Here is a 20149-nt window from a genome sequence, read left to right on the forward strand (position 1 = left end):
TTAGAGTGGGGACGTCATATCTTGCAAGAAAGAAGCCGAATATCTTTATATTAAAAACAACACAGCGCGTTCATCAGCCCGCTCGACTAAGGCTTTTTCCAACATTTGTGTAAGCTCCGCACTAAATCGAGAGGCCGCCGCCGTATCCCAAGCGGCCGCCACGGCTTTAATCATATCGGCTCTTTGCCGTTTAATCGCAGACTTCACACGTTTATCGGTCAATATTTGACGGGTCAGCACAGGCAGTTTGGAACGCCGCATTTTACCCGAAATTGCTTTGCGCCCAAAAAGATACCCGCCGCCCAATAATGCGCTGCCAAGAACAATGCCAATTGGATTGACGAAAAGAGCAGCAAATAAATTAGCTTTGGCCAAAAGCCCGCTAATCAATAAAGCGCTGACCCCCGTTCCTACTAGCGCAGTATCTGATTCAAGAGACGTCATACCCGGTGCGGATACAGATAATCCTTCGAGGTGACGGCTAACATGCTCGCTCCCATCAAGGCTTAGAACCATTGCCGGTAATCCATGGGCACGGCAAAGCGGATCAGTCTGCGCTTCAATATCGCGTTGTAATCCCGCAAACCAACTGTCGATTACGGGACGCAGAGCCTCTTGGGCATGCTGTGATTCAAGCCACGCTTTCACTTTGACTTCCAAAGCAGATTCAACCGCGTCTAATGTATCAATCGCGCCTGAGCGCCACTCCCGAAAGGCGGGCAATATACAGTCTTCTGCCATGGCGTCGACCAAGACAGGCGAAATTTTGGCGCCCAAGCTCTGAGCGGCTGATTCTGCGCGGAGGCGTACCTCTCCTGTTTCAGAGAGTAATGCGGCCGTTTCTGATTTGAAACTCCCGTGTAAATACTCAAATCGGCCAAGCCATGCCAAGCCACGAGCAATAGCGAATTCAGGTTCAGCCCCACGAATAACACGGGCCTTGGGAAAGGCTTTCTGCGTCGCAGGTAAAACCAGAGGCAACCGCGAAGCCCCGCCCGTTAATAAAATAGTATCCGGCGCCCGAAGCGTGTCGCTGCCTTCACTTAAACTTTCAATGGTTTCGCGTAGAGCGTAATCAAAAGCCGATTTCCAACTATAACCATTCAGACTTTCCAGCGGGGATTCCAATATTGTTTTGGCATCTTTTTTATCAATCCGAATATCGAAGAAGACCCGTTTGCCAGCTGGTAATCTTTTAATCATCTCAACGGGTACATCTTCTCCGGTAAAATAAGCTTCTTTGGCTTGGCGGCACCAATAGGTTAAAATGGCTTTATAGTGCGGATAGGCTTCAATTAATTTTTCTATCTGCTTCCTCGATTTTTGACGTGAGAGATTAAGTTTAAATATCTCATCATCCAGTAAGCCTGAACCGAGTTCATTATGACCAACATCATCTGCCTCTAAATCTCGGCAATAGGTAAAGTCCGTTGTCGATGACCCTATATCCACGATTAATACAGAGGCGCGTGTATCCTCTATGGAGACATAACCTTGCTCTAATGCTGTCATTAAAGCCGCGCGGCTCTCTGGAACAATACGCACAGACTGTAGGCCCGCATGTTCAAAAACATGACGATATGCCTCACGCGTTGGTATATCCCACCCCGAAGGACAGCCAATGATAAAACGGCTTTCTTTTGCGCCTCTTATCGTACCTTCCTCTGAGAGTCCCGCAATAAGCGCTTGAGAAAAATAAGTGATAGGTTCGGCGGCCTGCGCGTCTAAATGCCGAGTTTTAAATTTTAGCCAGACATCAGGTTTATGATGTGCAAAAGATAAGCTGAGCGCATCGGCTCCAATCTTTATCTCTTTCCCGTCTTTGGCGATAGCTGTCACAAAACTTCTCTGACCCCGATATTCTAGAATTTCGGGTTCCCGCATAGTAGCGCCATAAGCACGCCCCAAAGCAGATTCACCATGGCCTAAATCAAAGCCAATAAATTCCTCATCCGTCGCGAGTCGTGTTTTTAAGGGCGTAGAAATTTCAGTTTTCTTTTTCATGGGTGTCATCATGGCCGCCTGACCCAAACAGTACCGCGCTTTAAGAGGCGACCTTCTTTTGTAACCAGCGCAGGGGCTGCCATCTCTATTTCGGGGTCGCCTTCATTAATAACGAGAGCAGGTAATTCATCGAACCAATGTGCAGACGTTTTATCATAGTCTATAGCTTCAACGCCAACCCCCATTAAAAGGGACTTCATTTCTTTCCCGATGACTTCAAGGGCATATTTCCCATCATCTGAACTGCGTGCCTCTAGCAAGTTTTGAAACAGAGCCATGAGAGCTGCATTCTCATGCCATTGGCTTTCTGGTTCTGTTTGCACCATTCGAGCCAATATATGGTCGGCTGTCGCTAAGGCATCGCTGATTTGATTCAAAAATCCAGCGGTGTCGGTGCGAATAAAAGCTTCTGCTGATAAATTACGCCCGTCAGGAGCGGGCAGGCGGTTTTGAGTTTTAAAGAATGGGATCCGCTCTAACACATTCGACTTAAGTGTCGTAACGGCATGTAAACCCGCTAATAGACCCGCGCTAACCACGACAAGCCCCGTGCCTTGTAACAGACCTAAGGTCGCTAAGCCGGCCGCGCTGATATAAAACACACCCGGCCGCCAGACTTTTAGACCATCTAACAGGCTTGTCTTTGGGGCTATCTCAACAATCTGCACATCCGCTTGGGTGGCCCGATCTAATACCCCTGCCCCTGACTTAATAATCTCTAAAAGCCACAGGCCTGATTTTTGTATCTGAGGATCAGTCACGCTTCGCGTAAAACTCAGCCCCGTACGGTCCAAGGCGCGCCGCGCCTCCCCAACTACTTGTGCCGGTGTTAAATCTGGCTTCAAAGCCTTGCGTAAATATGTGCGCTCTTGCGCAAAGTGAAGTGCCAAAGAGGGGGGCGTTATAAGGGTGGTATTTCCCGTTTCTTTCTGCACATTTTTGCTCATAGGGTTTATGTCGGGGCGAGGTCGTGAAGAGTCAAGGCGTCTAGCGCTCTGATACCAATATGAGGCCCAGCAATAGGCCGGGAAAAACCCAAGGGTTTACGGTCGGATTTTATGGACTGTACTGAAATGAAAAACGGCCCTGTTAAGACACAGCCTTCCCCCGAAGACGTAATCCTAACAGAGCCTTCGGATAAGAGCCAGATTACTTCGGGGCAGTGAACTAACCTTGGCTGATTATCCGATATTTGAAGGCGTGTTTAGGGAAGCTTTTCAGTGCCTGCCCTACACATCCTAATCCGATGAGGTCTCTCTACAGGCACCAAAATGAACACTATCTGAATCCGGCATGTTTTGAACTCTGCCACACAAATGTGTTCATTTTGCGTTCATAAATAAGAATAAGTTTTTCTTGTGGCTCAATTTTTTAAATACACGCCTCACAAAAAAACCCGCCATAATGGCGGGTCACAACCTTTACAAATACACAGGGTTATTCAGCCGCTTGCGCCTCATCCGCTGGTGGTGTCCACCGCAAAATCGGTTTTCTTGCGGCCCTTGTTTCGTCCAAACGACGAAGCGGAGCATATACGGGCGCGTTTTTAAAACTCTCAACCATGCCTGCCTTGGCCCGCAAAGCCAAAGAGCGCATTGATGAAATAAATCGGTCTAATTCACCCTTTGATTCAGATTCCGTCGGTTCGATTAACATTGCGCCATGAACGACTAATGGGAAGTACATGGTCATAGGGTGATACCCCTCATCAATCATAGCCTTAGCAAAATCGAGTGTTTCAACACCCGTATCCTTTAGGAAACGATCATCAAATAATGCCTCATGCATACATGTACCTTCGAATGCAGGTGTCATGACATCAGAAAGTGAGGCTTGTATATAGTTAGCATTTAACACGGCATCTTCCGTGGCTTGCTTTAACCCGTCAGAGCCGTGGCTCATCATATATGTCAATGCTCGGCTATACATGCCCATCTGGCCATGGAAAGCGCACATTCGGCCAAAGCTGTCGCTCGCGGCGCCTTTAGCGGTTTCTACAAGTTTGAACTGTTCTCCATCTTTCACAACATATGGCAAAGGCGCATAGTCTTTCAGAGCATCAGATAACACTGTGGGCCCAGAACCGGGCCCGCCGCCGCCATGCGGCGTCGAGAAGGTTTTGTGCAAATTGATATGCATCGCATCCACACCCAAATCACCTGGGCGTACGCGGCCTACAAGCGCATTAAAGTTGGCTCCATCGCAATAAAAATATCCGCCTACGCCATGAATCAGATCGGCGATTTCGATGATGTCGCTCTCAAATAACCCGCATGTGTTAGGATTAGTCAGCATAATGCCTGCAATATCAGAGTTCTCACCTGACTCTGATATTTTGGCGCGTAACGCTTCCATATCGACACGTCCGCCTGAATTTGCAGGAATTTCATCCACCGTGAAACCACATTGCACAGCCGTAGCGGGGTTCGTTCCGTGAGCGCTTTCAGGCACAAGAACGCGGCGTTTGTGAGAGGCCCCATCTGCATCGAGACGCGCCCGAATAGCCATCATCCCGCAAAGTTCACCATGTGCGCCAGCTTTGGGAGTCAAAGCAACAGCCGGCATATTGCATAGCGTCATCAGCCAATGCGATAGCTCATGCATTAATTCCAAAGCGCCTTGAACTGTGCTTTGCGGTTGCAAAGGATGAACATCTGCAAAGCCCGGCATGCGCGCGACTTTTTCATTCAGGCGCGGGTTATGCTTCATCGTGCAAGACCCTAATGGATACACGCCGAGGTCAATCGCATAGTTCTTTTGGCTAAGACGCACATAATGGCGTAGGGTTTCGGGTTCTGACAATCCTGGAAGGCCAATTTCACCTTCGCGTTCTTGTCCGCCTAAACGCGTCGCCCGTCCTTTTGGTTTTGGAAAGTCGATACCAGTTCGGCGCGGCGTTCCAACCTCGAAAATTAACGGTTCCGTTTGTTGCAAACCTTTAGAGCCAGAAACTGTTTCTCGTTCGTTCATATTGACGGCAACTGGGGCTGTTGGGCGGCCTTGGTTTTTCATGACAAAATCTCCGCTAAAGCTTCACCAAAGACATGCATGTCCTCGTCAGTTGAAGTTTCCGTTACACAAACAAGGAGTAAATCATCCTGTCCATCCGTTAAGCGAGACACAGGAACACCGCCAAGAATACCTTTATCGGCCAGTTGTTGCACAACCTCCGCCGCGGGTTTATTTAATTTGACAGTAAATTCATTAAAGAAAGTTTCATTCAAAACTTCGGCGCCCTGAATCCCGTCAATGATGTCTGCCATGTGGCAAGCATATTCATGATTTAAAACCGCCATTTGTTTCAATCCTGCATCACCGAGCAGACTCATGTGAATCGTGAAAGCGAGGCAACAAAGGCCTGAATTCGTACAAATATTCGATGTCGCCTTTTCTCGGCGAATATGTTGTTCACGCGTTGACAGCGTAAGTACAAAGCCACGATCACCATTTGCATCAACCGTTTCGCCGCAAACACGGCCAGGCATTTGACGAACAAGTTTTTGACGACAAGCAAAGAGACCAACATGCGGCCCGCCAAAATTAAGACCAACACCGAGGCCTTGGCCCTCGCCAACAACGATATCTGCCCCTTGTTCACCCGGAGATTTAATTAACCCAAGGGCAACGGGCTCGGTAAACACAGCGATCAATAGAGCCTTATGAGCATGAGCTTTTTCAGCAATTGGCGCAAGGTCAATAATCTCGCCAAATACATTTGGAGACTGAACGACCACACAGGCCGTTTCATCTGTAATATGGTCGATGACGTGACTATCACGGCCAGGTCGGCAGTCACGTTCATCAATCTGAATATCAAGTGTTGAAGCCAAGGTTTGCGTTGCCGCCGCATAATGCGGGTGCAGGCCAGGGGCAAGAATAGCTTTAGACTTTCGTGTCACGCGTTTGGCCATAACAACTGCTTCGGCACAGGCCGTGGAACCATCATACATAGAGGCATTCGCGACATCCATACCCGTCAACAACGCCACTTGTGTTTGAAATTCAAATAAAGTTTGAAGCGTGCCTTGCGAAATCTCAGGCTGATATGGCGTGTAAGCTGTTAAAAACTCAGAACGCTGAATCAAATGATCCACAGTGGCAGGGATATGATGTTTATAGGCGCCTGCACCGCAAAAGAACGGCACAGAAGACGCGGATACAGACTTCGCAGAGAGCTTTGCCATATGCCGCTCTACGGCATGTTCGGATTGATGCTGCGGTAAATCGACAAGTCCTTTCAAACGCGCTGACTCAGGCACATTATGGAATAAAGCATCGATGTTATCGACGCCTATTACATCGAGCATCGCCGCCCTATCATTCTGGTTTAGCGGTAAATAACGCATTTGATTGTCTTTCTTATCCATTAAACCCTGTTTTACGTAACAAGGCGCTATTCATAGCCAGCCTCGGCTGTTTTCATTGCACAAGTCATCAAATTGATGACCTATGCCCTGTTGTTTAAAGTCCGTCGCAATAGGTTTTATACGCGGCTTCATCCATAAGAGATTCGAGTTCTGAAGCATCAGAGATTTTGATTTTCAAAAACCAACCGTCACCGTCGGCAGAAGCATTAACTGTTTCTGGCGCATCTTCGAGGGCTTCGTTTACGGCAATAACTTCGCCCCCAACTGGCGCATAAACCTCAGAGGCGGCCTTTACAGATTCTACGACGGCGGCTTCATCGCCTTTATCCATCTCGCGTCCAATTTCAGGCAATTCAACAAAAACAACATCGCCAAGCTGTGTGGCTGCATAAGGGGAAATACCGACAGTACCCGTATCACCGTCGACTTTTATCCATTCGTGGTCTTCTGTGTATTTTATGCTCATGATGAATGTCCTCTGAAATAATTATGCGGAGAAAAAGGAAGTCTAACGACGGTTGCCGGGCGCGCTTTACCGCGCACGATAAGTTGGACGGGCGTTCCCGCCTTGACAAATTTACGCGTGACATAACCCATAGCAATGGGGCCTTCGACAGTTGGACCAAAACCACCTGATGTGATTTCGCCAATCACATTACCGTCCATGTCCTGAATTTCTGTGTGTTCGCGAGCGGGCGCTTTACCATCAGGCTTGATGCCGACAAGGCGTTTCGTTGTCTTATCCGCGAGATCGGCCGCGACGCGTTTCGCGCCTAAATAGCCTGCCTTGGCATCACGGCGATGTTTTTGTACCGACCAGATAAGACCAGCCTCAATCGGAGAAACAGTCGTGTCAATATCATGACCATAAAGACAAAGCCCAGCCTCGAGGCGAAGACTATCCCGCGCGCCCAAACCAATAGGCTCAACATCATCATATTTCAAAAGCTCTTCGACCAAGCGTACCATGTCTTCATGTTTGGCAGAAATCTCATATCCATCCTCACCTGTATATCCCGAACGTGAGACATGCGCCCAGACAGGCTCAGCCAATGTGCCTTTTAATTCCAAATCTGTATGTGTCATGAAAATGAGGTCTTCAACCTCAGGCGCAAAACATCCCAATATGGCGGCCGCCCTCGGCCCCTGCAAAGCAATCAAAGACAATGTGTCATCTTTGATCATGACGTTCACGCCCTTTGGCATATGTTTCTTTAGATGTTTATAATCAGCCTCTTTGCAGCCTGCATTAACGACTAAATAGAGCGCATGTTCATAGCCCTTCATCGCAAGGCGGGAGATCATCAAATCATCGAGAATACCGCCATCTTCATTCAAAAATTGTGAATAACGCTGCTGCCCCGGCTTAAGGGATTGAATGTCCGCTGGGACTAATTTCTCGAGTGCTTTTGCGACTGTAGCAAAGTCTTTATCATCTGACATGAGGAAAACTTGCCCCATATGGGAGACGTCAAACAATCCTGCCTTTTCCCGCGTGTGAAGATGCTCTCCTTTCACGCCGAGCGGATATTGCACGGGCATATCATAGCCCGCAAAAGGTACCATTTTAGCACCAAGCGCGACATGTGTTGCATGAAGCGCTGTTTGTTTTAATTCAGTTGTCGTGTCGTCAGACATAAGCACATCACGGCTCTCGCCGCGCCCAGTGCCACCTGCTGTCTCTTTGGGCCTGAGAGATTCACGAATACCACCCTTTCCCGAATGGCGTCTTCGCTTACTCCGTCGGCGGGGTCTTTCACCATGCCTTTTGAAAAGGCGACCCGCTTTCCAGCGTTTTAATATCCAAACGGTCCTTTTACCTGAGCGTTTCCGGGGCGGTTGCGCCTTCGGTGGCTACTGGTCCTTTTTCTAAGGCTCTGACGTAGCTCTCTCCCACTTGGATATGATGATTCGGAATTGCGCGATAATGAACAAAGAGTCAATCTTTACCCTATAGGAATTCTGTTAAGTCTTCTGTGTTAGAAGAGCCTTAAGTTCAGACAAAAGCTATAATGATGGAGCAGCCTGTGTCAGGGAAGTCTAAAGAAGAAATCGCCTTCGAGCTTGTATCAAAACTCAAAGGCGTTGGAGTATGGGGCGAAAATAACCGCGCCGAAATTCTTGATATGTATGCCGAGTGCCTAGAGGCGACATCAGGCCTGCGCAAAGTCAAAGGCGTGACATCAGCTGCCGCAATTAGCGCGCCTGCACCGCAGCAATTTGCACCGCAACAAGCCCTGCAAACGGCCCCATTACAAGCAAACTCTCCACAGGGCGCAAACCCACAAAGACAACAACAAGCGGCGCCGCAAATACCTCAACCTTCTGTAAATCAACAAGGAGCCATGGCCGCGCCTATGGCTCAAGGGTATAATCCGGCCGCGCAACAACGCTGAATTTATAATTACATGCGGTCTGGCGCTTCAATTCCAAGAATGTTCAAGCCCATTTCAAGTTGTTTAAGCGTCAACGCCGCTAATCCTAGGCGTGCTGATTTCACATCAGGATCAACATCATCGGCAAGAATATGGCAATCTGTATAAAACCGTGAAAAGCTCTGCGCGACACGGTAAATATGGTCACATAAAATATGCGGAGCATATTTTTCAGCAGACGCCGCAACGGCCCGGCCAAAGGCATCCAATGCTAAAACCAGTTGTTTCTCTGCAGGCGCAGCCACATTGATTTTACCGACTGCAACACCTTGCTCTTCTGCACGGCGCAGCAAAGATTTAATTCGCACGACGGCATATAAAAGATATGGCCCTGTTTTACCTTCGAAAGCTGTGAATCGTTCAGGATCGAAAATATAATTTGTAAGGCGCTGATTTTGAAGGTCAGCGAATTTTAAAGCGGCAAGGCCTACTTTTCGAGCAATTTCCGAACGTTCTTCCGCGTCAAAATCTGCGCCTATACCCGACTCCGCAAGTCGTTTCGAAGCGGCTTCATTCATAATTTCAATAAGGTCCTCTAGACGTAAAACACCGCCCTCTCGGGTCTTAAATGGTTTGCCATCCTTACCATTCATTGTTCCAAAACCCGCATGATAAAGCTGTTCTGATGTGTACCAACCTGCCTTTACGGCGGCGCGGAAAACTTGTTCAAAATGCAAGGCTTGACGTTGATCGACGACATAGAGAACAAGGTCTGGGTCATTCTCTTTTTTTCTATCGACCAGCGTCGCCAAATCCGTTGTATGGTATAAAACAGCCCCTGAACGCGCGAGAAGCATGACAGGTGGGACGTCTTTTTTTTCGTCCTCTTCTTCAACTCGGATAATCAAAGCGCCATCATCTTCTTCGGTAATACCTTGCGCGCGAAGACCTTTAATCATGTCTGGAATAAGAGGGTCAACACAAGCCTCGCCTTTCCATAAATCAAACTCGACGCCTAAATTTCCATATCCTATTTTTAAGGCTGCTACGGACACATTGATAAAATGTTCTAATAAAGCACGATAACCTGGGCGGCCTGATTGCAGTTCAGCCGTAGCCACGCGAGAGCGTTCCATACGTTCAGCGTCGCCCTTCGCCGCATTACTGGCCTGCGGGTAGAGGCGAGCCAAATCATTCATGTCGACGGGCGAAATGTCTGGATACCCTTCCGTCTTATTCACATCGAAATAAGGCAGGTCTGGTTGTTCTACTTCAAGCTCTGAAATCAGGTGACCCATTTGCAGTCCCCAATCACCCATATGCACATCACCTAAGACATGATGACCTTGGGCGCGCAATAATCGCTTAAGCGCCTCACCAATAACAGCAGATCGCAAATGCCCCACATGCATAGGTTTGGCCACGTTCGCGCCGCCATAATCCACAATTATTGACTTCGGGATTTCTTGCTCAATGCCTAGGCTATCGCTTTCAGCTATGTCTTGCGCGCGCGCGGACAAAGTCGCGGCTGTTGGCGCAAAGTTGATAAATCCAGGCCCGCCGATTTCGATCGATTCAATTGCGTCATGGTCTTTGACCTGAGCAACAATTTTTTGTGCTATCTCTCGGGGATTCGCTTTCTCGCCTTGTTTTTTCAATGCGCCTGCGGCTGCCATTGCCCCATTACACTGAAAAGGCGCCAAATCTGGACGATCTGATTCACGAACCGCCCCAAAATTCGGGTCTAAATCAAGAGCTTTGAAAGCAGACATAAACGCGGCTTCAAGCGTTTGTAAAATTGACGACATAGGTTCTTTGGCTCTTAATCGTTTGTAGCGCTGTGGGCCCCCATCAACAGAAAGCCCCACTTAGCGGTAAAATGTTAAAGGACTAGTTTTGCCCAGCAGAAATCCGGAAACGACGGCCTTCAGCATTGAACTGCCTTTGTTTCGACGTTAGCTCAAACCCTACAACAATCTCAAAGTTCTCACCCGATGTCGTTTCCGTCGCCCGAGGGATAGTGAAATTATCAATTTTTTCTGTGACACGGACACGATCTGCCCCTGCTGGAAATGTTACCTGTAATGGGAATGTTTCTTTGTTCATAACGGCAATGTTTTTCCGCATGATTGCGACAAAATATTCATAAGTCGCTGTGTTTTGTGTCGCCGCAGGGCCACGGCCAAAATCGAACGTAATCTCAATGTCACCTGTAATCGGCTCCGCATTATAATAACGGCACAGGCTACGCACATTCGCAATTTCGCCTGTGAAACCGACATTGGCAAACGCCTCTGCTTCGCCGCGAAACTCTACGATACGCGCCGCATCATAAATCGCAAATGCACGTGGACAGGCCCCTGCATTCTGTTTGGTCGCCGCATCGCCAACATTTAACACATCAGCTGTGCTTTTGCAGCCAGCCATTACTGTCGTAACACCAAGCCCTACCAGAGCTGTCATCATCAAAGCACGAAAACGCATCATCATTGTCCCATCTTAGGCCTTCAAAAAGCCCGCTTTCATTCTCATATACGTCAAAACTGACGGCATGGCGAAAACGGAGAGTGTGCAAACCACTACCATTCTGCTAGAGCAGGTCATAGACAGATAAGTACGAAGCCGCAACGCCAAGATGACAGCTTTGCATCTGCGTGAGGAGAATTTAATGTCCGTTCAAGCGACAATAAGCACAAACGTGGCAGACGCGTTAAAAACAAAGGCAGAAACGCCGCGAAAAAAGAAGCGAGTTTTCTTGGCCGCGCCGCGTGGGTTTTGTGCGGGCGTTGACCGTGCAATCCAAATTGTAGAGAAATCTATCGAGACTTATGGCGCCCCCGTCTATGTGCGCCACGAAATTGTGCATAATCGACATGTCGTTTCCCGCCTCGCAGACCTCGGGGCAATCTTCGTGGAAAGTTTGGATGATTGCCCTGATGACCGACCGGTTGTCTTTTCAGCGCATGGCGTTCCTAAATCCGTTCCGCAGGCAGCAAAAGCTCGCGAAATGAATTTCTTGGATGCGACCTGCCCCTTGGTCTCTAAAGTCCATATCGAAGCAGAAAGACATGCCAAAGAAGGCCGGCATATTCTCTTAATCGGGCATGAGGGCCACCCAGAAGTCATAGGCACAATGGGCCAGTTACCAAAGGGTAAAATGACCTTAATTGAAACAGCGGATGATGCCCGCGAATTTGAACCCAATGATGCAAGCAATCTCGCTCTTGTCACACAAACCACATTAAGTGTGGATGATACAGCAGAGCTTATTGCCATCTTGCAGTCACGTTTCCCAATGATTGCCCTGCCTTATAAAGAGGATATTTGCTATGCCACGACAAACCGCCAATTGGCCGTTAAAGCCATTGCCGAACGCTGCGACCTATTAATGGTAATTGGCTCTGTGACGTCGTCAAACTCAAAACGGCTCGTTGAGGTTGGCGCAAAAGCAGGCTCTAACAAATCTATGCTGATTTCCTCGGCTGAAAGCATTGATTGGGCTTTAATTGATGAGGCGGAGACCCTTGGCCTTTCTGCGGGTGCCAGTGCACCTGAATACCTAACAGATGGCGTTTTGGCCGCACTTAAATCCCGTTATGACATCAAAATCGAAGAGGTTGAGGTTACTAAAGAAAAAGTCGTTTTCCGCTTGCCCAGACAGCTCTTAAATAAATAGCCGGTCACTTACATGCCAAGAAAACAAAAAAAATTAGAAGCTGGAGCCCTAGAGGGAGCCCTCGTTATCTACACGGACGGGGCCTGTTCGGGAAACCCTGGCCCCGGCGGGTGGGGCGCTGTCTTATATCATGGAAAACGCTCGAAAGAACTTTTCGGAGGAGAAAAAGAAACCACCAATAACCGTATGGAGTTAATGGGTGCTATCAAAGCGCTTGAGGCCATAAAGCCCAGCTTTCAAGGCCCCGTCATTTTATTCACGGATTCTACTTATGTCCTTAAAGGTATCACAGAATGGATACATGGCTGGAAAAAACGGGATTGGAAGAAGAGCGATAAAAAGCCCGTCATCAATAAAGACCTTTGGCAAAAATTAGACGCGTTAAATGCTGCCCGAGAAATACGCTGGGAATGGGTAAAGGGCCACGCCGGAGACATAGGTAATGAAAAAGCCGATGAACTTGCGAGGCGAGGCATACCCAATTAAACCTCGCCTTTTCGTATAAAGCCCACTTTCAAACAAGACCTTCTACAAGTTTTATGGCGTTAAAGACTCTACCTGCAAGGTCGTGCCGCGAACTGAAATAATTCGGAGCTCATCACCCTCTGATGCATTCCCTTCATCCATAACGGCTTGCCACTGGGTATCACCCACTTGCACACGGCCGCGCCCTGTTTCGAAATTCGTAACAGCCTTCACGCGCTTGCCAACCATAGCTCTAGCACGGTCATTCAAATCAGAAGGCTCTCCGCCTTTCATCATGGGCTGGAAATATTTATGCCCAACGAACAAAAGAACCGTACTGATAAGGAAGAACAATAAAAATTGAAGTTCCCATGACAGCGGCAAAATAAAGACCAGAACTCCTAGCACCAAAGCGGCAACGGCAGGCCATAGAATATAGGTCGTGCCTGTTAAAACCTCAAGCGTGAGTAGCAAGACGCCAAAGATGAGCCACTTTGTCCCGCTCATCCCCTCTAGGAGTTGAACGAATATATTGCCCTCGCCGCTCATTTCTTAGTGACTTTCGCGCCGCCGGCTTCCAACAAGGCACCAATACCGCCCACAGTGGCCGCCAGACCAGATAGCTCAGCCGGAACGATAACCGTTTTTTGGTTGGGCGAGACAGCCAGTTTTTCAAACGCTTTCACATAGTCTTGCGCTACGAAATAGTTCACTGCATTCACATCCCCTTTAGAGATAGCAACACTGACCATTTCTGTTGCTTTTGCCTCGGCTTCTGCTTCACGTTCACGACCTTCGGCATCAAGAAACGCCGCATCCCGGCGGCCTTCTGCCTCTCGAACAGCGGCTTCTTTTTCACCTTCTGCCCGTAGAATTTGGCTCTGCTTTTGACCTTCTGCCATTAAAATATCGGCACGCTTCTCACGCTCGGCCTTCATTTGCTTATTCATAGCTTGCGTAATATCGGCTGGCGGAGACAGATCTTTAATCTCGATACGGGTGACTTTCGTACCCCAAGGATCTGTAGCGCTGTCGATAACGGTCAATAGCTTGGCATTGATTTCGTCGCGGCGTGACAAAACTTCATCCAAATCCATAGACCCCACTACTGTCCGGACATTTGTCAAACAAAGGTTCTTAATCGCATTGTCGAGACTATTGACCTCATAGGCGGCCTGCCGCGCATCAATGACCTGAATAAAGACCACAGCATCCGCTGTGACCATCGCATTATCTTTGGTAATTACGTCCTGAGACGGAATATCAATAACGCGTTCGCGCATATTCATTTGATACCCAATACGGTCAACGAAAGGGACAATAAAAGTCAAACCAGGCTTTAGTGTCTTTGTATAGCGACCGAAGCGCTCAACCGTGTACTCCATCCCTTGCGGTACTGCCTTGACAGCTTTCAACGTAATAAAAACGATGAAGGCCACAAGGGCGATGAGTAATATTTGGTCTGTTGTCATAAGATGTCCCCTTTATAATGACCGTAAGATAGATTTTCCTTTAAGACTTCAAAGCATTCAGCATATGCTCAGCAGAACTCACTTTAAATTCGCCTGGGGCTTCCACAAATAACTGCTCGACCACACCATCATTAACAACCATAGCGTATCTCTGTGAGCGCTGCCCCATACCAAAACCCGTCCCATCAAGTTCCAAACCGATTTCTTTGGTGAAATCACCATTACCGTCAGCCAACATAGCGACTTCTGTGCCGACCTCTTGTTGCTCGCCCCAAGCCCCCATGACAAAAACATCATTCACCGAAAGACAGGCAATATCATCAATTCCCGCAGCTTTTAGCGCTGCCGATTGCTCAACAAAACCAGGCAAATGCTTAGCCGAACACGTCGGTGTAAAAGCGCCCGGGACAGCAAAGAGAGCGACTTTTTTTCCTGAAAAGATATCATCTGTCGATTTAGGCTCCGGGCCATTCTCGCCAAATGTCATAAAGCTAGCTTGAGGTAATTTATCGCCGGTTTGAATAGTCATAAGGAGTCTCTTTCTAAATTTCTTTCCCCTTTAGATATGGGGCGCGTGAACAGATTTGACAAGACGGGTTGAAACAAATTCAAAACGCAACCATTTAGGGAGGATGACGATAAGGCCTCCAAACACAAAAACACAAACCGCCTACTTTAGTGGTCGATTTCTTCTTGCAACGCCAGCGATGGGTGACCCTCGATTTTCAGACGCCCTTATTTATATCTGTTCGCATGACGCCAGCGGCGCTATGGGCATTATCATCAACAAATCTAAATCAGGCCTTCACCTCTCTGACTTACTGGATCAAATTGGCGTAGAAGGTGACATACGGGTTGCGGACACCCCGGTCTTAAACGGTGGCCCTGTTGATATTGATCGTGGCTTTGTTTTGCATTCTGCTGATTATTTCAAAGACGATACGAGCTTAAAGTTATCAGATACACTTACGCTCACCTCGACAAAGGATATTTTACAAGCTCTCGTCGAAGAAGAAGCACCAAAGAAAGCCATGCTCGCCATTGGTTACTCTGGTTGGGGACCAAAGCAGTTGGAGACTGAAATTGCTGACAATGCTTGGCTTGTCGTCGATGTGGATGAGGGGATTATCTTTAATGCGGATTTGGATATGAAAAAAAATCAGGCTTTAAAAGCTTTGGGTGTTTCGCCTGAAGCCCTGTCCTTTATAGGCGGCCGCGCCTAATTGGCCTTAATCTGAACTGAGCTTAGCAAAGATCACATGGTCTCGCCAAACCTTATCTATTTTCAAATAACCGCGTGAAATACCCTCTCTGGTAAAATTCTGGGATTCAAGAACAGAGATTGACGCCAGATTCTCAGGTTGAACGGCCGCCTCGATTCTATGTAGTCCCAATGTTTCAAAACCAAAGCGTGTCACGGCCTCAACGGAGCTACGCGCAAAGCCATTCCGCGCAAATTTCTCCCCTATCCAATAGCCAAGTCGTGCGCTTTGCGCACTACCACGTTCAATATGACTAAGGTTACAAGCCCCAATGAGAGTCTCATCTACCCCATAAAAAACATGGAAAGGATAGGCCTTCCCAGTTTGGACAAATTTCTTATAGCGTGAAAGATGCGTACGATAGGTGATGCGAGTAATGTGGCTGTCTGACCATCCCGGCTCCCACGGCGCGAGCCATTCCTTGTTGTCGCGCCTTAAATGTGACCAGCTCTCATAGTCAGCCCAACGCGGATGACGTAAAGTTAGCGCCCCGCCAGAGGCGTGCACTTTTAATAGCGTATGGATAGAAGCTTGCGGCATCAAACAAACTGTAAACGCCCAGCCCGTCTATGCAGGATGAGATAGATAACCACGAATATTAGTGCGAAGGACCACCATGTTAACATGTAATCAAAATGGTTATTGGCAATTTCAGGGCGTTTGACGGGTAAAGTTTCAGCGCTTTGAGCCTTTTCGACAACATCTATGTAATACCCTTCGAAGTTTGGCGTGGGTAAAGTTTCATACCAATTCTTATTCTGGTCAAAATAGAAATACCGATTACTTTCAATATTGGCTTTTGGCTTCACCCATGATTCTACACGGCCCATTGGATATGTTTTCCGAATATAGCCTATATAGCTTTGTGGCGCTGACAGACTATCAGGGGCTATCACTGTGTTTGGCGCGGTGGTCTTTTGTTGCGCATTAACTTCAGAGGTCTTCGCCAAAATATATCGGCCCTCAGACTTTATCGGCTCAATGATGTCCCAGTAAATCCCGCCCGTTTGAGAGCTATAAAGGTGATAGATAGACCCGCCATTTTGCGGCTTTCCTGTGAACGCAATACGGCGGAAATCTATTGGGGCCTCTTGCCTAATGGCTTCTGATAGAGCGTCTAAGCCCTTCAAGGGCGGCGCAGAAACCGATGCTTCTACCTCAGCCAAGAGTGCCGTCTTCCATTGTAATCGCTGATATTGCCAAACGCCCAGACTGATGAGAATAGTAACACATATCACCAGAACAATCGTCAGACCCGGCATGGGTTGGAACTTAATTTTACGCATTATTGTGGGGGTGTCTGTTTTTGGTTTTGACGAATTTGATTATTCCGAATTTCACGTGCCTTATGTGTCCAAGCAAGATTAAACATAACTCCGCGGAGCAAACGTAATAATCCCAAGCAAACCAGAATGATGATTGGCGTCCAGATGACTAGGGTCAGCCATGTAGGTGCATTTGTTATAAGCTGGAAAGCCAAAGCCATTGGAATTATAAAAATCCCGACAATGAAAATCACGAATACGGTTGGGCCATCCCCTGCATCTTCGTCGCGAAAGTCAGCGCCGCAGGCTTCGCACCCATGCGCAAAACGCAGAAAGCCTGCAAAAAGCAGGCCTTCACCACATTCAGGGCATCGGCCTTTAAGACCAGAGCCTACTGGAGGAGGACGTCTCGCCATGCGAGAACCGAACGGCGCTTACGCGCCGGTCGCAAAGACTACATAGACAAAGGCAAACAAGAAGAGCCAAACAACGTCTACGAAGTGCCAGTACCAAGCGGCCGCTTCGAGACCGAAATGTTTATCCGCCCGTAGGCCGCCTTTCATCAAGCGTGCCCAACACACAAAGAGGAAGATGGCACCAATCAAAACATGCAAACCGTGGAAGCCAGTCGCAAGGAAGAAGGCTGAACTATAGGCGTCATGTGCAAGCCAAGGATGGCCGCCATGTGTACGCTCTACAAACAGTTCGATATATTCTAGAGCTTGCAGACCGATAAAGAAGACGCCGAGCGCAACAGTAAGTCCTAGACCCCATTTCGCGCTTTTCCGATCACCGTGAATTAAGGCATGGTGAGCCCAAGTCACTGTTGTCCCTGAGAGCAACAAAATCAAAGTGTTCATCAACGGTAAGTGCCACGGGTTTACGGATGTAATTCCAGGGGCAATATTATCAGCATAAGCCGCAGCATTTTCGAGAATGTCGGGGTTCCACTGGGCGCGCATTTTTGCGAACAAACCTGTCTCAAAGAACATCCAGAACCAACCGACAAAAAACATTGCTTCTTGCATGATAAACATAATCATGCCGTAGCGCAGACCAATATCAACAACGGGTGTGTGGTCACCCGCTTCGGATTCACGCGCCACATCACGCCACCAACCATACATGACGAAAGCGCCGAATAGAGACCCAATTAAGAGGATGATCCAACCCCCCGAAATCGAACCATCACCGACTAATGTTGATGTCCATGTATCAAGGCCCTTCGCAAAGAAGAACTCCATCATATTATTGTCGCCAGTGCGCGGGGTAAGCCCTGCAAAGAATGTTACCATACCCAAGCCCCATACAAGGCAGGCTACGCCCGATAGGAACGGCCAAGGGCTTGGAGGAATAAGATGATAGTCGTGTTCGACGGCGTGTCCGGCCATGATATTTATCCCTTTTGGGTCTGTTTTCTTCTGTTCAGACTGCACGAAGCAGAGCCGAATAATCTTTTACAGCCTATAAACAAGGCAAGAGAGCAAGACAATATGCTTCATAGCCTTATTATGCCGCCTTTTGACGCATTTTTATAACTTAATTCAAACTCGTATCTGAATTGGAACCTTTACTGAGGCTTGCAGCCTGTGCCTGCTTGTCGGATTCAAAGAAAGTATAGCTGAGCGTAATCTCTTTCACATCGTCCAAGCGCTTATCTTCATCCAATTGTGGGTCAACAAAGAACAAGACGGGTAGCGGCAATTCCTGACCAGGTTGTATAGTTTGTTCTTCAAAACAGAAACAATCTGTTTTCACGAAAAAAGGCGCAGATTTGATTGGTGTTACATTAAAGTTAGCAACCCCTACTATTGGCACTGAGCCTTCATTTTTCACAGTATAATATGCCAAACCAGACTGACCGAGTTGTATTTCCATTTGGCGTTGATCAGGTTTAAATTTCCATGGCAGTCCACTAGCGACATTGGAATCGAATTTTACAACCACTTTGCGATCTATAACTTCTGATAGATTTTCATCGGCTTGTTGGGTTGTACCTGCATAGCCTGTCACTTTACAAAATGTATCGTAAAGCGGATCTGAAGCAAAACCCAAGCCTAACATCGCTAAGCCTACACCTGTTAATATATAGAGAGTCTTCTTATTCGCTTCCATTTCACTCACCTCTTTGGGCTTGATGTCTCCGCTATTGAGCGGATGATATCATGGTGACAAATACAAACACCATAAAAGCCGCTAACGCCACAGCAATCCCAACATTGCGACGATTTCTCGCTTTTAGCTCAGCAGCTGTAGGCTCCACAAAATCTTTCGGAGCATCACGATATTCTTGCATTATACAAATCCTCTGAGCAGACCTTCAGCCGCCAAAACGCCAAAAATCGCAAACAAATAAATTATTGAATAGGCAAATAGATTGCGAGCCGCGCGGTCCCCTTTTTGCACATCATAAAGTGAAGCCTCATCCGAAGCTTCAGCGCGTTCCCCTGCCCGAGACTTCCACACTTTAAAAGCAAGCGCAACAAATCCAAGGTTTAATCCAATCGCCGCAACGGCATAAAGCGGCCCGCCCAACCCCGTATATAAGGGGACAAGACAAACGACAAAAAGAACAAGTGAATAGATGAACATTTGCAAGCGCGTGCTTTTCGCGCCTGCCACATTTGGCATCATTGGTATTCCCACGCGGCCATAATCCCCCGTCTTATAAAGGGCTAACGCCCAAAAATGGGGCGGAGTCCACATAAAGGTAATGAGGAATAAAACTACACTATCAACCGTGATACTTCCCGTTACGGCTGCATAGCCAATCATAGGGGGGAAGGCACCTGCCGCCCCGCCTATGACGATATTTTGCGGCGTACTTCGTTTTAGCCACATCGTATAAATGACGAGATAAAAGAAAATCGTAAAAGCCAATAGCGCAGCCGCTACCCAATTAGACGCGACATAGAGCATCCATACAGAAGCGGCCGAAATAATAATACCAAAGCCAAGTGCATTTCTTGGGCGCATCTTACCTTGCGGTAAGGGGCGTTTTTTTGTCCGTGACATTTCCGCATCTATATCGGCATCATACCACATATTCAGGGCGCCTGAGGCCCCTGCCCCCGCTGCGATACAAATGATAGAGGCAATTGCTTTCCACATGGGCATGACGTCTGGCGCGCAAACTAAACCCGCCCATGCTGTAAAGACAACAAGGCTCATGACGCGCGGTTTCATCAACGCAAAATAATCGCGCGGTTCGGCCAAACTTAGACCTGCCGCTTGCGAGACAGGCATAAATTCTTCTGGATTAC

General features: G+C 47.9%; 22 protein-coding genes and 1 riboswitch. Of the genes, 4 read left to right on the forward strand and 18 right to left on the reverse strand.

Translation table 11 applies throughout. The features are described from left to right. Positions 1-45: 45 nt before the first annotated feature. The 6 genes from DES40_RS10165 to gcvT form a co-directional block, all read right to left on the reverse strand. A complete protein-coding gene (locus DES40_RS10165) occupies positions 46-2016 on the reverse strand; it encodes an Hsp70 family protein (protein ID WP_121101628.1) in 1971 nt (656 codons plus the stop codon). Continuing rightward, entirely contained in the window at positions 2013-2939 is a 927-nt protein-coding gene (locus tag DES40_RS10170; RefSeq protein WP_147405894.1) for a hypothetical protein, read from the reverse strand. The genes DES40_RS10165 and DES40_RS10170 overlap by 4 nt, the downstream gene beginning before the upstream one ends. A gap of 502 nt (positions 2940-3441) precedes the next feature. After that, positions 3442-5016 (reverse strand): aminomethyl-transferring glycine dehydrogenase subunit GcvPB, encoded by a 1575-nt coding sequence (gcvPB, locus tag DES40_RS10175; RefSeq protein ID WP_121101636.1) that lies wholly within the window; start codon positions 5014-5016, stop codon positions 3442-3444. Beyond that, the gene (gene gcvPA, locus DES40_RS10180; protein WP_121102916.1) at positions 5013-6350 is read right to left on the reverse strand and encodes an aminomethyl-transferring glycine dehydrogenase subunit GcvPA; all 1338 of its coding nucleotides are present in this window, start codon (positions 6348-6350) and stop codon (positions 5013-5015) included. Before gcvPA ends, gcvPB begins: the two co-directional genes overlap by 4 nt. 115 nt (positions 6351-6465) lie before the next feature. Then, entirely contained in the window at positions 6466-6837 is a 372-nt protein-coding gene (gcvH, locus tag DES40_RS10185; RefSeq protein WP_121101639.1) for a glycine cleavage system protein GcvH, read from the reverse strand. Continuing rightward, positions 6834-8009 (reverse strand): glycine cleavage system aminomethyltransferase GcvT, encoded by a 1176-nt coding sequence (gene gcvT, locus DES40_RS10190; protein WP_121102918.1) that lies wholly within the window; start codon positions 8007-8009, stop codon positions 6834-6836. Before gcvT ends, gcvH begins: the two co-directional genes overlap by 4 nt. Before the next feature lie 160 nt (positions 8010-8169). Then, a riboswitch (glycine riboswitch) is annotated at positions 8170-8277 on the reverse strand. A 121-nt stretch (positions 8278-8398) separates the two neighbouring features. On the opposite strand from gcvT, the gene DES40_RS10195 reads away from it, so the two are divergent. Beyond that, positions 8399-8767, forward strand: coding sequence for a hypothetical protein (locus DES40_RS10195; protein ID WP_147405895.1), 369 nt, complete (start codon positions 8399-8401; stop codon positions 8765-8767). 8 nt (positions 8768-8775) lie between these two features. Here DES40_RS10195 and argS read toward each other — a convergent pair whose 3' ends face one another. Together argS and DES40_RS10205 are read right to left on the reverse strand one after the other, a co-directional pair. After that, the gene (argS, locus tag DES40_RS10200) at positions 8776-10554 is read right to left on the reverse strand and encodes an arginine--tRNA ligase (protein WP_121101646.1); all 1779 of its coding nucleotides are present in this window, start codon (positions 10552-10554) and stop codon (positions 8776-8778) included. 82 nt (positions 10555-10636) lie between these two features. Further along, on the reverse strand, positions 10637-11236 hold the full coding sequence (locus tag DES40_RS10205) for a hypothetical protein (protein ID WP_233345565.1): 600 nt from the start codon (positions 11234-11236) through the stop codon (positions 10637-10639). Between the two features lie 178 nt (positions 11237-11414). Here DES40_RS10205 and ispH point away from each other — a divergent pair, with 178 nt between their 5' ends. Continuing rightward, a complete protein-coding gene (ispH, locus tag DES40_RS10210) occupies positions 11415-12422 on the forward strand; it encodes a 4-hydroxy-3-methylbut-2-enyl diphosphate reductase (RefSeq protein ID WP_121102921.1) in 1008 nt (335 codons plus the stop codon). 12 nt (positions 12423-12434) lie between these two features. Next, complete coding sequence (rnhA, locus tag DES40_RS10215; RefSeq protein ID WP_121101649.1) at positions 12435-12908, forward strand: ribonuclease HI; 474 nt, start codon at positions 12435-12437, stop codon at positions 12906-12908. A gap of 51 nt (positions 12909-12959) precedes the next feature. Here the strand turns inward: rnhA and DES40_RS10220 are convergent, their stop codons facing one another. The 3 genes from DES40_RS10220 to DES40_RS10230 are packed head-to-tail and all read right to left on the reverse strand — an operon-like array spanning position 12960 to position 14888. Next, on the reverse strand, positions 12960-13436 hold the full coding sequence (locus DES40_RS10220) for an NfeD family protein (protein ID WP_121101651.1): 477 nt from the start codon (positions 13434-13436) through the stop codon (positions 12960-12962). Beyond that, positions 13433-14359 (reverse strand): SPFH domain-containing protein, encoded by a 927-nt coding sequence (locus DES40_RS10225; protein ID WP_121101656.1) that lies wholly within the window; start codon positions 14357-14359, stop codon positions 13433-13435. The genes DES40_RS10220 and DES40_RS10225 overlap by 4 nt, the downstream gene beginning before the upstream one ends. A gap of 40 nt (positions 14360-14399) precedes the next feature. Further along, positions 14400-14888: a peroxiredoxin gene (locus tag DES40_RS10230; protein WP_121101660.1), complete on the reverse strand. Its 489-nt coding sequence runs from the start codon at positions 14886-14888 to the stop codon at positions 14400-14402. A gap of 103 nt (positions 14889-14991) precedes the next feature. Here DES40_RS10230 and DES40_RS10235 point away from each other — a divergent pair, with 103 nt between their 5' ends. After that, complete coding sequence (locus tag DES40_RS10235; protein ID WP_121101663.1) at positions 14992-15582, forward strand: YqgE/AlgH family protein; 591 nt, start codon at positions 14992-14994, stop codon at positions 15580-15582. 6 nt (positions 15583-15588) lie between these two features. Here the strand turns inward: DES40_RS10235 and DES40_RS10240 are convergent, their stop codons facing one another. From DES40_RS10240 to cyoE, 7 genes are all read right to left on the reverse strand, one after another. After that, positions 15589-16161 (reverse strand): GNAT family N-acetyltransferase, encoded by a 573-nt coding sequence (locus DES40_RS10240; protein WP_121101667.1) that lies wholly within the window; start codon positions 16159-16161, stop codon positions 15589-15591. Further along, positions 16161-16907 carry an SURF1 family protein gene (locus DES40_RS10245; RefSeq protein ID WP_121101670.1) on the reverse strand — a complete coding sequence of 249 codons (747 nt, stop codon included), beginning with the start codon at positions 16905-16907 and terminating at the stop codon, positions 16161-16163. The genes DES40_RS10240 and DES40_RS10245 overlap by 1 nt, the downstream gene beginning before the upstream one ends. Further along, complete coding sequence (locus tag DES40_RS10250) at positions 16907-17302, reverse strand: DUF983 domain-containing protein (RefSeq protein WP_121101673.1); 396 nt, start codon at positions 17300-17302, stop codon at positions 16907-16909. The genes DES40_RS10245 and DES40_RS10250 overlap by 1 nt, the downstream gene beginning before the upstream one ends. 18 nt (positions 17303-17320) lie before the next feature. Further along, entirely contained in the window at positions 17321-18277 is a 957-nt protein-coding gene (locus DES40_RS10255; protein ID WP_121101676.1) for a cytochrome c oxidase subunit 3, read from the reverse strand. A gap of 148 nt (positions 18278-18425) precedes the next feature. Continuing rightward, a complete protein-coding gene (locus DES40_RS10260) occupies positions 18426-19001 on the reverse strand; it encodes a cytochrome c oxidase assembly protein (protein WP_121101678.1) in 576 nt (191 codons plus the stop codon). 31 nt (positions 19002-19032) lie between these two features. After that, positions 19033-19182 (reverse strand): hypothetical protein, encoded by a 150-nt coding sequence (locus DES40_RS13240; protein ID WP_170144958.1) that lies wholly within the window; start codon positions 19180-19182, stop codon positions 19033-19035. Further along, positions 19182-20132, reverse strand: a complete 951-nt coding sequence (gene cyoE, locus DES40_RS10265; RefSeq protein WP_407656791.1) for a heme o synthase — start codon at positions 20130-20132, stop codon at positions 19182-19184. The genes DES40_RS13240 and cyoE overlap by 1 nt, the downstream gene beginning before the upstream one ends. Positions 20133-20149: the final 17 nt, after the last annotated feature.

The sequence above is a fragment of the Litorimonas taeanensis genome (assembly GCF_003634015.1).
GTDB lineage: Bacteria > Pseudomonadota > Alphaproteobacteria > Caulobacterales > Maricaulaceae > Litorimonas > Litorimonas taeanensis.

Excerpts from the sequence above, each read along its gene's own strand:
- DES40_RS10165 (WP_121101628.1), bottom strand. The coding sequence starts at position 2,016 with ATGATGACACCCATGAAAAAGAAAACTGAAATTTCTACGCCCTTAAAA.
- gcvT (WP_121102918.1), bottom strand. The coding sequence starts at position 8,009 with ATGTCTGACGACACGACAACTGAATTAAAACAAACAGCGCTTCATGCA.
- DES40_RS10220 (WP_121101651.1), bottom strand. The coding sequence starts at position 13,436 with ATGAGCGGCGAGGGCAATATATTCGTTCAACTCCTAGAGGGGATGAGC.
- DES40_RS10260 (WP_121101678.1), bottom strand. The coding sequence starts at position 19,001 with ATGGAAGCGAATAAGAAGACTCTCTATATATTAACAGGTGTAGGCTTA.
- DES40_RS10240 (WP_121101667.1), bottom strand. The coding sequence starts at position 16,161 with ATGCCGCAAGCTTCTATCCATACGCTATTAAAAGTGCACGCCTCTGGC.
- DES40_RS10245 (WP_121101670.1), bottom strand. The coding sequence starts at position 16,907 with ATGCGTAAAATTAAGTTCCAACCCATGCCGGGTCTGACGATTGTTCTG.
- ispH (WP_121102921.1), top strand. The coding sequence starts at position 11,415 with ATGTCCGTTCAAGCGACAATAAGCACAAACGTGGCAGACGCGTTAAAA.
- gcvPA (WP_121102916.1), bottom strand. The coding sequence starts at position 6,350 with ATGCGTTATTTACCGCTAAACCAGAATGATAGGGCGGCGATGCTCGAT.
- DES40_RS10255 (WP_121101676.1), bottom strand. The coding sequence starts at position 18,277 with ATGGCCGGACACGCCGTCGAACACGACTATCATCTTATTCCTCCAAGC.
- gcvH (WP_121101639.1), bottom strand. The coding sequence starts at position 6,837 with ATGAGCATAAAATACACAGAAGACCACGAATGGATAAAAGTCGACGGT.
- argS (WP_121101646.1), bottom strand. The coding sequence starts at position 10,554 with ATGTCGTCAATTTTACAAACGCTTGAAGCCGCGTTTATGTCTGCTTTC.
- DES40_RS10205 (WP_233345565.1), bottom strand. The coding sequence starts at position 11,236 with ATGATGATGCGTTTTCGTGCTTTGATGATGACAGCTCTGGTAGGGCTT.
- rnhA (WP_121101649.1), top strand. The coding sequence starts at position 12,435 with ATGCCAAGAAAACAAAAAAAATTAGAAGCTGGAGCCCTAGAGGGAGCC.
- gcvPB (WP_121101636.1), bottom strand. The coding sequence starts at position 5,016 with ATGAAAAACCAAGGCCGCCCAACAGCCCCAGTTGCCGTCAATATGAAC.
- DES40_RS13240 (WP_170144958.1), bottom strand. The coding sequence starts at position 19,182 with ATGCAAGAATATCGTGATGCTCCGAAAGATTTTGTGGAGCCTACAGCT.
- cyoE (WP_407656791.1), bottom strand. The coding sequence starts at position 20,132 with ATGCCTGTCTCGCAAGCGGCAGGTCTAAGTTTGGCCGAACCGCGCGAT.
- DES40_RS10230 (WP_121101660.1), bottom strand. The coding sequence starts at position 14,888 with ATGACTATTCAAACCGGCGATAAATTACCTCAAGCTAGCTTTATGACA.
- DES40_RS10235 (WP_121101663.1), top strand. The coding sequence starts at position 14,992 with ATGACGATAAGGCCTCCAAACACAAAAACACAAACCGCCTACTTTAGT.
- DES40_RS10225 (WP_121101656.1), bottom strand. The coding sequence starts at position 14,359 with ATGACAACAGACCAAATATTACTCATCGCCCTTGTGGCCTTCATCGTT.
- DES40_RS10250 (WP_121101673.1), bottom strand. The coding sequence starts at position 17,302 with ATGGCGAGACGTCCTCCTCCAGTAGGCTCTGGTCTTAAAGGCCGATGC.